This window comes from Paenibacillus sp. OSY-SE (assembly GCF_000283315.1).
Classification (GTDB): Bacteria; Bacillota; Bacilli; order Paenibacillales; family Paenibacillaceae; genus Paenibacillus_B; species Paenibacillus_B profundus.
The window spans coordinates 79,900-92,550 of sequence record NZ_ALKF01000185.1; the positions used below are offsets into that span (position 1 = coordinate 79,900).

Annotated in this window: 10 protein-coding genes; 7 read left to right on the forward strand and 3 right to left on the reverse strand. The window is 50.1% G+C overall.

The window, feature by feature from the left end:
• The 4 genes from A372_RS0116560 (at position 1) to A372_RS0116575 (ending at position 4,295) form a co-directional block, all read left to right on the forward strand.
• The gene (locus tag A372_RS0116560) at positions 1-1,296 is read left to right on the forward strand and encodes an extracellular solute-binding protein (RefSeq protein ID WP_019421996.1); all 1,296 of its coding nucleotides are present in this window, start codon (positions 1-3) and stop codon (positions 1,294-1,296) included.
• Between the two features lie 87 nt (positions 1,297-1,383).
• On the forward strand, positions 1,384-2,685 hold the full coding sequence (locus tag A372_RS0116565) for a carbohydrate ABC transporter permease (protein WP_019421997.1): 1,302 nt from the start codon (positions 1,384-1,386) through the stop codon (positions 2,683-2,685).
• Positions 2,685-3,527, forward strand: coding sequence for a sugar ABC transporter permease (locus A372_RS0116570; protein ID WP_019421998.1), 843 nt, complete (start codon positions 2,685-2,687; stop codon positions 3,525-3,527). Before A372_RS0116565 ends, A372_RS0116570 begins: the two co-directional genes overlap by 1 nt.
• 48 nt (positions 3,528-3,575) lie before the next feature.
• Positions 3,576-4,295, forward strand: a complete 720-nt coding sequence (locus tag A372_RS0116575; RefSeq protein ID WP_019421999.1) for an MgtC/SapB family protein — start codon at positions 3,576-3,578, stop codon at positions 4,293-4,295.
• A 123-nt stretch (positions 4,296-4,418) separates the two neighbouring features.
• Here the strand turns inward: A372_RS0116575 and A372_RS0116580 are convergent, their stop codons facing one another.
• Positions 4,419-5,453: a LacI family DNA-binding transcriptional regulator gene (locus A372_RS0116580; RefSeq protein WP_237728546.1), complete on the reverse strand. Its 1,035-nt coding sequence runs from the start codon at positions 5,451-5,453 to the stop codon at positions 4,419-4,421.
• Between the two features lie 214 nt (positions 5,454-5,667).
• Positions 5,668-6,249: an ATP-dependent Clp endopeptidase proteolytic subunit ClpP gene (gene clpP, locus A372_RS0116590; RefSeq protein ID WP_019422002.1), complete on the reverse strand. Its 582-nt coding sequence runs from the start codon at positions 6,247-6,249 to the stop codon at positions 5,668-5,670.
• A 314-nt stretch (positions 6,250-6,563) separates the two neighbouring features.
• Here clpP and A372_RS0116595 point away from each other — a divergent pair, with 314 nt between their 5' ends.
• From A372_RS0116595 to A372_RS0116605, 3 genes are all read left to right on the forward strand, one after another.
• Positions 6,564-7,523 (forward strand): ABC transporter permease, encoded by a 960-nt coding sequence (locus tag A372_RS0116595; RefSeq protein ID WP_019422003.1) that lies wholly within the window; start codon positions 6,564-6,566, stop codon positions 7,521-7,523.
• 84 nt (positions 7,524-7,607) lie between these two features.
• On the forward strand, positions 7,608-9,143 hold the full coding sequence (locus A372_RS0116600) for an extracellular solute-binding protein (protein ID WP_019422004.1): 1,536 nt from the start codon (positions 7,608-7,610) through the stop codon (positions 9,141-9,143).
• Positions 9,144-9,224: 81 nt separating this feature from the next.
• On the forward strand, positions 9,225-10,100 hold the full coding sequence (locus tag A372_RS0116605; RefSeq protein ID WP_019422005.1) for a carbohydrate ABC transporter permease: 876 nt from the start codon (positions 9,225-9,227) through the stop codon (positions 10,098-10,100).
• Positions 10,101-10,247: 147 nt separating this feature from the next.
• Here A372_RS0116605 and A372_RS0116610 read toward each other — a convergent pair whose 3' ends face one another.
• Positions 10,248-12,590, reverse strand: coding sequence for a helix-turn-helix domain-containing protein (locus A372_RS0116610; protein WP_019422006.1), 2,343 nt, complete (start codon positions 12,588-12,590; stop codon positions 10,248-10,250).
• Positions 12,591-12,651 lie beyond the last annotated feature (61 nt).

A 12,651-nucleotide genomic window follows, 5' to 3' on the forward strand; every position in this document is an offset into this window, starting at 1 on the left:
ATGGCTAAGAAAATGGTATTGCTGCTGCTCTCATTGTCTGTCATCTTGTCACTTACTGCTTGCGGTCCGAAGCGCGACGCTGAACAAGCGAAGCCGAATGCGGACACGAATCAGCAGCAACAGGAAGGCGAAATGCCTGCAAAACCGGACAAGCTTAAAGTATGGGGGGCGGAAAATGAGCCCGAATTAAAATCGCTGCGGGCCATTACGGCGAAGTTCACGGAGAAGACCGGCATTGAGGTCGAGGTCATTCCGTTCAACCCGCGCCAACAAGCGAAAGCCTTTTCACTCGATGGTCCTTCAGGCCGTGGTCCTGACTTATGGAGCGCAACGCATAATTCGATGGGCCGCAATGTTCTGCAAGGCTTGGCTGAGCCATTCAAAATCAGCGAGGAGCAAATCAGCCAATATTCACCGGAAGCTATTCAAGCCGTTACGGTGGATGGCCAAATTTACAACATGCCGATGGTTGTCGAAACGACAGCATTGTTCTATAACAAGGAGCTGATGCCGAAAGCTCCTGAAACGTGGGAAGAGCTGGAGAAATTCGCGGTTGAATTTACGGATGCGTCGCAAGATAAATACGGCTTCTTATTCGATGCAACGAATTTTTACTACTCTAACATGTTCTTGCAAGGCAATGGCGGTTACATTTTCGGATATGACAAGGATAAAGGTTACGACGTCGATGATATCGGATTGAATAACGAAGGCTCCGTCACAGGAGCAGAGCTGGTGAAGTCATGGTTCGAAAAAGGGCTCATCCCGGCATCGATTAATGGGGACGTCCTTGATGGATTGTTCAAGGAAGGGAAAGTTGCAGCCGTCATCTCGGTTCCATCGTCGATTAAGAACTATGAAGAGGCGCTTGGAGACAAGCTTGGCGCGGTTCCGCTGCCGAAGCTGGATAACGGTCAACGTCCTCCTTCTTTCCTCGGAGTGAAAGGTCTGGTACTGTCTCCGTTCTCCAACCATAAAGAATGGGCTACTGAACTGGCCTTGTTCATTACGAACGATGAGAACGGGGCCAGCCACTTCCAAGCTGCTGGTGAAATCCCAGCGCGTCCTGGCATTCTTGAAAGCGATTTAGTAACGAAGCATCCGTATTTCTCGGCGGTTGCAGAGCAAGCGAAGTACGCTACGCCGACACCGAACAATCCGGAAATCTCCCAAACATGGGAGCCTATGAAAAATGCGCTCGTCTTCTTGACGAAGGGACAGAACACCAAAGAGGTGTTGGATGAAGCAGTTGTTCAGATTAAAGAACAAATCGCCATTAATAATGCAAATAAATAGGACGTAATGTCGGATTGGGATACTTCTAGCGTATCCCAACCCGCATCATGACGCTGCAACGGGTGTAAATGAGGAGGCTTGATTAGATTGGGAGAACAACATGCGCGAACCGACAAGCCGCAAATAAGCAAACATAATCCGAAATTGGCGATGCTGCTATCCATCATTCCGGGATTGGGGCAATTCTATAACCGAAGATATATGAAAGGTTCTCTATTTTTAGTTTTATTTTTGTCGTTTCTGGTCGCATTCGCTGATTTTTTGAATATTGGTTACTGGGGTTTATATACGCTGGGAACGATTCAAGGTGTTGATGATTCCCGGTCACTGATTATTCAAGGCATCATCTCCGTTATATTGACGGTGTTTCTCATCATGTTTTATTGGATCAACCTAACTGATGCGCGGAACGAAGCCCGCAAGATTCGCGAGGGCTGGAGGATTACCTCGATTCGTGAAGGATTTAAGCAAGCATGGGATAAAGGGGTTCCGTACGTGCTCGTGGGACCGGGGATTTTCATGATTATTTTCGTGCTTATTTTGCCGCTATTGTTCATGGTTTCTTTGGCGTTCACGAACTATAACATTTATAACTCGCCCCCTCGCTTTCTGTTGGATTGGGTAGGACTCGACAATTTCAAAAATATTTTTGCGGTTCCAATTTGGCGAAATACGTTTTTCTCGGTCCTATCTTGGACGATCGTATGGACGTTTGTAGCGACGACGCTGCAGATTTCGCTGGCGCTGTTCTTAGCGGTTATCGTTAACGACAAGCGCGTGAGATTTAAAAAGTTTATTCGGACGATGCTCATTTTGCCGTGGGCGGTGCCCGCATTCGTCTCCATTCTCGTGTTTGCCGCCATGTTCAACGATCAATTCGGAGCGATTAACCGGCAAATACTGGCGCCGTTCGGCTTATCGATTCCGTGGATGTCTGATCCGCTATGGACGAAAGTTGCGATTATTATCGTGCAAGTATGGCTAGGCTTCAGCTTTGTGTTCGCCTTGTTTACAGGTGTGCTGCAAAGTATTTCGAGTGACTGGTATGAGGCTGCAGAGGTCGACGGAGCAACCAAATGGCAGAGATTCCGCTTTATTACGCTGCCACACGTCTTGTTCGCGACTGCGCCGCTTCTCATTATGCAATATACAGGCAATTTCAATAACTTCAACCTGATTTACTTGTTCAACCAAGGTGGACCTCCGGTTCGCGGCCAGACGGCAGGTTCGACGGATATCGTTATCTCGTGGGTATACAAGCTTACTTTTGAAACGTTGAATTATAATATGGCTGCGGTCATTTCCATTATCCTTGGTCTGATTGTGGCGACAGTCGCCTTTTTCCAATTTAGGAAGACTCGTTCGTTCAAGGAGGAGGGTAACGTCTAATGAGTGCGAAATGGAAATCAAGACTGGAGCTTACCGGGATATATACATTCATTCTGTTCATGTTTATCGTCATTATGTATCCGCTTATATGGGCTTTAGGTGTCTCGCTTAATCCAGGTACAAGCTTATACAGCGCCAAGATTATACCGGAAAATTGGTCGCTTGAACATTATTCGTGGCTCTTCATGGACCCTAGCAGCCAGTATGCGCTGTGGTACAAAAATACGCTCATTGTAGCTAGCTGGAAAACCGTGCTGTCGCTCATCGTGACGACATTTTTAGCGTATGCGTTCTCCCGTTATAATTTCAAAGGGCGCAAGCATGGCTTGTATGCAATCTTGTTGATCAAAATGTTCCCAGTGCTTATGGGGATGGTCGCGCTATACATTTTGCTGAACATTTTGGGGCTGCTGGATACGTTGGCAGGCTTAATCTTGATTTACGTCGGGTCGTCGATTCCGATGCATGCGTTTTTGATTAAAGGTTATTTCGACACGATACCGCGCGACTTGGATGAATCTGCGAAAATTGACGGCGCAGGGCATTTCCGAATCTTCTTCCAAATTATTTTGCCGCTGGCAAAACCGATTTTGGCTGTCGTCGCCTTGTTTAATTTTATGACGCCGTTTATGGACTTTTTGCTGCCGCGCATCGTCATTCGCAGCTCGGAAAACTATACGCTTGCCGTTGGCTTGTTCAATCTGGTCAATCAGGAATTCAGCAACAACTTTACCCGTTTTGCCGCGGGCTCCATGCTGATTGCGATTCCGATTGCTGCCGTATTCTTGTTCCTGCAGCGGTTCCTCATTTCCGGCTTGACGGCGGGCGCGACGAAGACCTAACAGATATTGGCCTGGCATTAGGATTGGCGGGAGAAAGGGGGAGATGGGGTGGCAAGCCCTTGGATCGCGGATCCGGCAAGCATATGCTTACGGCTTATTCTCTCGCTTGTGCTCGGAGGAATTATCGGTTTTGAGAGAGAGTTGAATCAACACGCCGCCGGATTCCGCACCAATATATTGGTATGCATCGGTTCTACACTCATTATGCTGCTGTCCATCTATGGCTTTAACACCTTCGTCGATGAACCGAATGTCCGGCTCGATCCGGCTCGTCTTGCTGCGCAGGTCATTAGCGGTATCGGGTTTCTCGGCGCTGGAACGATCATTCGTACAGGAACCTCGGTAAAAGGGTTGACGACAGCGGCAACGCTCTGGGTGATGGCCGCGATTGGCTTGGCGGTGGGCGCGGGATTTTATTTTCCGGCAATTTTGACGTGTGGGCTCGTTTTTGTCTCCTTACAAGTGCTGAACAAGGTAGAACTTCGGTATCTCGTGGCGAATAAAGCCCATTCGGTCCACATTATTTCTGCTGGCGGCACCGAGACGCTAGGCACGATATCGGAGCAATTGCTCGGCGAACGGATAGAGATTAAGAAGTTGAACGTGGAAGATGGCACAGTGGACGCCGCTGCAGCGCGGGAAGAGATAGAGTCGCTGCCGCCGTTGCACATTACGATGACGGTCGTGCTTCCTAAGCAAACTCCGATTTGCAAGTTCGTCGAACGGCTGAAAGCGATACCGAGTGTGAAGGCGGTCAAGGTCGATTGAACAAATGATGAGGAGAGTGGGAGTGGGAGGATTCGATGCAGGTGTTCGTGATCGATTGATTGAATTGCAGTGGTAATGCGACAAGACGCCGGGAGTATCGTATCTCGGCGTCTATTTCCTATATTAGGCCTTTGATAGACGGCTTCTTCGCTGTGTGGATTGGCGCACGATGAGCTCTGAAGGCAGAGTGACCGTTTTATTTTTGTTAATGCGCTCGGGGTCGTCCAGCAGCTCGATTAGCATTTCAAGCGCCTCTAATCCGAGGTGTTCTCCTCGAATGGTGGTACAGCTAATCGATGGTGATATTTTATTGAGGAATGCGGCGTCATTGAAGCCGATAATACCGACATCTTCCGGCACGCGCAAGTTGCGATCGCGGCAATATTTCAGCACACCGAGCGCCATGACACTATCGGCTGCGATGATTGCATCAAATGCTCTGCCGTCAGAATTGTACTGGTCCAGCGCCTCCATCATGTGCGATTCTTCCGAACCGAACAAGATAACGTTGTCGTCACCAGCCTCCAAGCCATTGTTATGCAGTGCCTGCTTATATCCCGCAATCCGATCGCGCACAACATCCAAATCCAAGCTTTCAGTCAAAAACAAAATGTGTCGGTATCCTTCATCAATTAAATGCTGCGCGGTTACATATCCGTCACGGAAATTATCGCTATGGATACAAAAGATGTTGTGTTGCAGACTGCGGCCGATCATGACAAACGGAACGGAATGCTTCTGCAGGTTTTGAATGAGCGTGCTTTTATCTGCTGATAGCACTCCCGACAAAATAAAACCGTCCACTCTTTTATCTTTATACAATTTCAAACATTTTTCGACCTGTTGCTCGACAGAACGAAATGTGGAAATTTGCAAGTCGTATCCGTATTTTTGGGTAGCGTTGGATAAGCCTAGGAGCACATTGGCATAGTATGGATTTCCGAAAATTTCACTGGGATCACGTGCGATCGTATAGCACACGGTTCGAGGTCCGGCTGCCGGGAACCTCTGCTGTGTATTTTGATTGGGTACGTATCCGAGCTCCTGTATCGCTTTTGCCACTTTTTCGTTCACTTCGGAGGATGTGTTCCCCTTGCCCGTAAGCACCCGCGATACGGTCGCTGGTGACACACCTGCTGCACGTGCTATATCTCTCACAGTTGGCAAGTTCCCACCTCCTATTCTTCACGGAATTATCGTTGAAGCATCACTATTATTTAATCATATATTGTAATACGGTGAAAGCGCATGGAAGGTCCATTGATATTTCAGCATACAGTCAAACAAAAAGCTGCCGTCTGCGATAATACGCAACACGAGCAGCTTATTTATGTTATTTTGCTGTGATGAAAGATGAAGCTAATGTGAAAGATTAGATCTTTCCGAGCACTTTATCTACTAGACCGTACTCTAACGCTTCCTCCGCCGACATGAAGTAATCGCGATCCGTATCTTTTTCAATCCGTTCGAGAGGCTGCCCCGTGCGATCGGCCAAAATATGATTCAGCTTGTCGCGCATCTTCAGGATGCGGCGCGCCCGGATTTCGATATCCGTCGCTTGCCCTTCGGCACCGCCGAGCGGTTGGTGAATCATAATTTCACTATTCGGCAGCGCGAACCGCTTGCCTTTCGCTCCGGCATTCAGCAAGAATGCGCCCATCGAAGCGGCCATACCTACGCAAATCGTAGACACGTCCGGCTTAATATGCTGCATCGTATCGAAGATGGCCATGCCGGCCGTGATGGATCCGCCTGGACTGTTGATATACAGATGAATGTCTTTCTCCGGGTCGTCAGCAGCCAAGAAGAGCAGCTGTGCGATAATCGAATTCGCTACTACGTCATTGACTTGAGTTCCGAGAAAGATAATGCGGTCTTTCAGCAGTCTGGAATAAATGTCATAGGATCGTTCTCCTCGATTCGTCTGTTCGACAACTACAGGAACGTAACTCACGATAATCCCTCCTCAGCTTCCTTAACTAGAATATTAACCAAATCCTGGACCGTTAAACGTAAGTCGGGTCCAATGAATCATGAACTATAGCCATATCATAACGAATTTTTTTTAAAAAGTCAAAGATGGTCAAACTATTTTTTTTGTTTACGAAACAGGGACAAATGTGTTCCTATTAAAAAAAAAGACATGCCGCTTATGTTATCATTTTTTGCAGTGTATTTGTATGGGTACAAAAAATGAGCATCAAAAAGTGAACGTTTCCATGCCATGAGCTTGTGACCTAGAATGGGGACACAAAGGAGGTGACGTCAATGTCAGCAAGAGCATCCTCTTACACTCCGGACATTCAGGCAAGAGGGAACGGAATATGGAGCCGCATATGGAAGGTGTTTTGGAACGAGAGGTTTTTGTGGCTGATGGCGCTGCCAGGCCTATTGTTTTTTGTTGTGTATAAGTATCTTCCGATGCTTGGTGTAGTAATCGCCTTTAAGGATTACAATCTGATGCTTGGCATTTGGGACAGCAAGTGGGTGGGCCTGAAGCATTTTTACCGCATATTCGAAAATCCGGATATCGGCCGCATTTTTTTGAATACTCTCATTATTAGCTTCTATCAAATTGTATTCGCTTTCACGATTCCGATCTTCTTGGCGATTATGATTCATGAAGTATCCAAAAGGTCGTTCAAGCGCGTGCTGCAGACCGTCTTCTACATGCCTCACTTCCTGTCTTGGGTTGTCGTGGCCGGTATCTTCTACCTGATGTTCCAAAGCGACGGTGCCGTGAACAACATGTTGCTGGATATGGGGTTGTCGAAAATCGATATTTTGTCCAATTCGGACAACTTCCGGTTCATGCTGGTGCTGCAGGTCATCTGGAAGGAGTCGGGCTGGGGCACGATCATTTACTTAGCGGCGCTCTCCAGCATCGATATGGAGCTGTATGAAGCGGCGAAGATGGATGGTGCCGGACGGCTGCGCCAGATATGGAACATCACGTTGCCGGGCATACGCAGCACGATTGTTGTCCTGTTCATTTTGCGGCTGGGCAGTGTGTTGGATGTCGGCTTCGAGCAAATCTTCCTGATGCTGAACCCGTCCGTCAGGGACGTCGGGGAAGTCATCGAGACGTATGTGTATCAAGCGGGGGTCGTCAACGGCAATTTCAGCTTCTCGACGGCGGTCGGGCTGCTGAAAGGCTTGATTGGGCTGATTATGATTTTCGGCGCCAACAAGCTGGCAAAACGCATGGGGGAGCGCGGCGTATTCTAAAATCGGTTGCTTCCGCAATTTGTAAGTGCTTACATCATAGAATGCCCATCATGATTCAACAATGAACCTAGGGAGGATGTAATCATGAAATTACCGGGTAAAAAAGTGCTGTCTTTAATTTTGGCGTGCTCAATGGCGGCCAGCATGCTGGTGGCTTGCGGCAACGGCGGCAAGGAATCGAATGCAAGCGGAGGTCAGAGCACGGGAGATGCCGGCAAGAAGTATAGTGTCTCGGCAATGAACATTTTGTATGGGGCGGCGCCTCCGACGACGAACAGCACGGGCATTAAGGCGATTGAGGAAAGATACGGCATTGAGTATAAATATATTCCTGTGGCAGCGGGCGATTACACGAATAAGGTCGGCGTTACAGTGGCCTCGGGAGACATGCCGGATATGATGCTGATGGAAGATCCGAACGCCAATTACTTCAACTGGGCGGGGAGCGGCATGTTTTTGCCCATCGAAGATTACATCAAGGATTATCCGAATTTGAGCAAGATTCCGCAAGAAATCTGGGACATGCTGACGTATGAAGGACATATTTACGGCGTTCCGCGCTTGCGCGGCATTCCGTTCCACGCGATGGTCATTCGTCAAGATTGGCTCGATAAGCTGGGCTTGAAGATGCCGACCAATTACGATGAGCTGTATGAAGTGATGAAGGCCTTCACGCTTAACGATCCAGACGGCAATGGCAAGAAAGATACGTACGGCTTCGCATTGGACGGCACGTTCAGCGGCTTCAACGGCCTGTTCGGCTCTTACCGGGCGCTCCGGTTCGGCTGGTTCGAGGATGGCCAGGGAGGCATCACGCACGGGTACCTGATGCCGAACGCGAAGGATGCGGTGTCATACCTGGCAAGAGCTTATAAGGATGGCCTATTCAGCCCGGACTATACGATTAAGAAAGGCACACAGGCCGATGAGGACTTCTTGACCGGCAAAGCGGGCATTATTGGCAACTGGGCGTATACCGCCTTCAGCAAAGCCCGCTTCGACAAAGCCTATAGCGTCAACAAAGACTTCCGCGTCACTTCGGTTCCGCCGTTGACGGGTCCGGACGGCTATAAGGGCTATGGCAAGTATCACGGTTTTTATGGGTTCTTCGTTATGCCGGCAAGCCTTGGCAAAGATGAGGATAAGGTGAAGAAGCTGCTCTCCATTCTGGACGATCAGATCGGTGACGAAGGGGCCGAATTCATGAAGTGGGGCGTGGAGAACGAGCATCATAAGCAGGAGAACGGCCAGAACGTCCTGACCGACAAAGGCTTGACCGAAGGCACAGGTAAATATGTGCTGACCAACCACGCGGCAGAGGGAGAATGGATCTACAACCCGGATGATTGGGACGAATTGAAGAAAATGAAGGATGAGAACTTCAAAGTCGCCTTAGAGGGCGAACCGTACAGCGATCAGTCGATTGGCCTCTTTTCGCCGACATACAGCGAAAAAGGAAAAGAACTGGATCAATTCCTGACGGATCAAGTGAACAAAATCATTCTTGGCGAGCGCCCGGTGGACGATTACGACAAGATCATCCAAGAGTGGAAAGGCAGAGGCGGGGAACAGGTCATTAAGGAATTCAACGAGGCTTACCAGAAGCGCAAGCAAGGCTGATGGATAAGGCTAGGCAATAGCACGTTGCCGTCGTGCGGATTGGCTTGAACGCGTGCGGCGGCATGAAAGGAGTGAGCATCATTGTTACAGCGCATGAGGAGCGGGGATCGGTGGTTTAATGCCATCAATCTGACTTTGCTTATTGTTTTGGCTCTGGTCACGATACTTCCCATTATTCACGTTTTTGCGATGTCGTTCGCAACGACGGAGGAATCGCTGTCAGGCCGGTTCATCCTCTGGCCGTCGACTTGGACGACTGAGGCATACCGTTACATCTTTGATACAGGCGTATTCTTCATTTCCTTGAAAAATACGGTGTGGCTGACCGTTATGGGGACGCTCATCAATGTCGTTCTGACCGCCCTGTTGGCCTATGTGTGCTCTAGGCCGCAATTCAGCGCCCGGCGTGTCATTATGTTCATGGTGCTGTTCACGATGCTGTTCGGCGGCGGCATGATTCCGACGTACCTGGTGGTCAAGGGGACGGGCTTGATTAACTCCCTGTGGGCGCTCATCCTACCGGGAGCGATTTCTGCCTTCAACATGCTGGTCATGCGCGACTTCTTCGAATCGCTGCCGGAGAGCGTCATCGAGTCGGCCCGCATCGACGGCTGCGGAGATTTGCGAATTTTGGGCCATATCGTATTCCCGTTGTCGCTGCCCATTTTGGCGACGTTCACCCTATTTTATGCGGTGGGGAACTGGAACCAGTATTTCTCTGCGATTTTGTATTTGAACGACCCGGACAAATGGCCGCTGCAAATTCTGTTGCGTCAAGTGGTGCTCATCGGACAGGCCGATATCTTTTCCAACCTGGATCCGAACGTTCCGCTCCCGCCTTCGGTATCGATTCAGATGGCGACGGTCGTGCTGGCTTCGTTCCCGATTGTCGTGCTCTATCCATTCTTGCAGCGTTATTTTGTGCAAGGGTTGACACTTGGCGCGGTAAAAGGATAGTTAAAGTGCTGAGCAGCAGGCGTTCCGACATTACGCCTGCTGCTTATTGGCTTGGAGGTGTAAGGGCACCGTGAGCTCGGGAAGCGATCCGGAAGCGGACCGCGACGGAAGCTTAACGGCGCGACGCGCGAGCTGCCAGGCGTCCGGCTATTGCTCTGACATGTGCTTGCGATATTGCCCCGGTGTCGTTCCCGTCGTCTTCTTGAATGTGCGGATAAAATTTTGCACCGACGTATAGCGAAGCTTCTCGGCAATGTCCTGAATACGCAAGTCGGTATGGAGGAGCATGTCCTTCGCCCGATCGATGCGATACGTAATGACGTAGTCTACGAAGTTGCGGCCTGTATGCTTCTTGAATAATCGGCTGACCTGGAACGTATTCAAGCCGATGGCATCTGCGCATTGCTGCAGCGAGATGTCTTGGTCGTAATGCTCATGGATGTAGGTGACGATGCGTTGGATAAGCTCTGTATGCTTCGGATGAGCCTGTTCATCGAGCGCCACCTTCAGCCGTTGGAACACTTCCTTAAGGAAGAACGCTTCCACATCGCCCAGCGTCTGCTGCGCGGACAAGCTGCTGAGCAGCAGACGCTGCAGCTCCGGCTTGAATTCCATACTGTGATGCTGCTGCATACAGCGGAGAATCGAGCCCAGCAGCTGGGAGAAGAAGCCGTGCACCGAATCTACGGAGAAGACGGCACCTTCCTTCAATCCTTCCATGAGATGTATGAATTCGGTCTGCGCGGGCTCGAGCTTCGAAGCTTTCAAGCTGTCCACAATCTTGTAGGTGGACTCTGCAATATCCTCCAGCTGGATGCTCATGGCAGGGTCCAATTCATGAATGAAGATGGCCTGGTCTTCGTGCAGCACGAACCGGTAACGTGAAGCTTGTTCCGCTTGCTTGTAGGCGTCAGGGAGTCCGCCGAGTCCTTGCAGAGAATAGGAGACGGACAAGGTGACGGTTAACTGCAGATACGTCTCAATGGCATGCAGCAGGTCGGCGCTGGCTTGCTTCAGCACCTCCGGCTCGAGCGGTTCCTGACTGGAAATAAAGACGGCGAATTGTCCAGGCTTCATCATGAGCGAGTGCGCCTGACCATAACGCTCAGCAAGCTCGAGCGCCATATTTTCTACGGCGAAGTAGAGCAAGTATTGATCATCGTGCGGATATTTGGCATGCAGCTTCCACGTATCGAAGGTGAGCAGCATGATAGCGATATAGGAAGCATCCTGACCGTATTGAATGTCAGCGCGCGCATCGTGCTCTTGGATGCTGCCGAGCAAATATTGATGCAGCGTATGCTGCTCCATCTTGTCCCGATAGCGGCTCAGGCTGCTCTCGAGCTGCTGGTTCTCGCGTATCATCGCTTCGATAGCCCGGTGCACCTGATCCATTTCATTGCATCTTTCCTGGCCTGCTGGCTGATCTGACGAGCGGAGCGGCTGAATGGCCTGGGTCAGCTTGCGGACCGGACGGTACAAGTTAGATGCTGCTCGCAGAGACAGGAATGCGGCAATGGCGACGAAGCTTAACGAAATGCCGATGGTTAGCCATTGCACCTGATTCGCGCTTCGGTTCAGCTCGTCTTCCGAGATCGCCGATATGTAGTACCAATCCTGATTCCGGGAAGGCAGAACGCTTAGGACGGAGGAGACTCCATTCAGCCGGGTGCGAATCTGTGCCAGCGGCTCGGCGTTCTTGATCTGCTCTAAGTTGTCGAGATTGATCGCTCTGCCGATCTGCCTGCGATCGGTATCCAGAATGATCTGACCGTGCCCGTTCACTACGAAGAGGGAGAGTGTGGAATAGCTATTCTTCGCTGACATCTGATTGCCGAGCGTGTCGGCATCGAGGTAGGCAATAATGGCACCTGTAATCGACTTCTTCTCGGTAGAATCCTCGGCTACGGGCCGGATTAATGTCAGTACGTTCCGGTCAATGCGCTTGTTGGCTGGAATGCTGGTGCGCGTATCGATCCACACGCCTTGCAGTGAGATGTGCCTGGCCATATCCAGCGCGAGCGGGTCGCGGAACTCTTCCTCGCTCAGCAAGTGATTATCCGAGGTCAGAATGCGTGCAGACTGGAAGGAATAAAAATCGAGCTCGATGACATGCTCCATGCCGCTGCGGATGTTAACGAGCACGTTCTGAAGCTGGCGCACCACTTCAGGATGGCGCGCGGACAGTTCTTTCATCGCGAATTGAGCTAGAATGCCGGGATAGGCACGTTTATCGGAATACGTATATTGAAGCAGGAGTTCATCAATTTTTTTGATCTGATCGTTCATCTTGCTCTGGGCATGCTGGAGCAAAGTCGTATTATATAGAGTGGCTTGTTCCCGTATTGTAGAAGTCAGGACGTTAGAAATGGTCAGCCCCAACACAAGCACGGGGATGGTCGCCAGCAGCAGCATGGAAATAAGCATCTTTTGCTTGTGATAGACAGGACGCAGCAGATGGGAGACTTTTTTGGTCATGGCAGCAAGCAACGTACGGCCCCTCCTAACATGATCTTAAGATGTTGGGGTGAAACATGCTCTAGTATAGCAT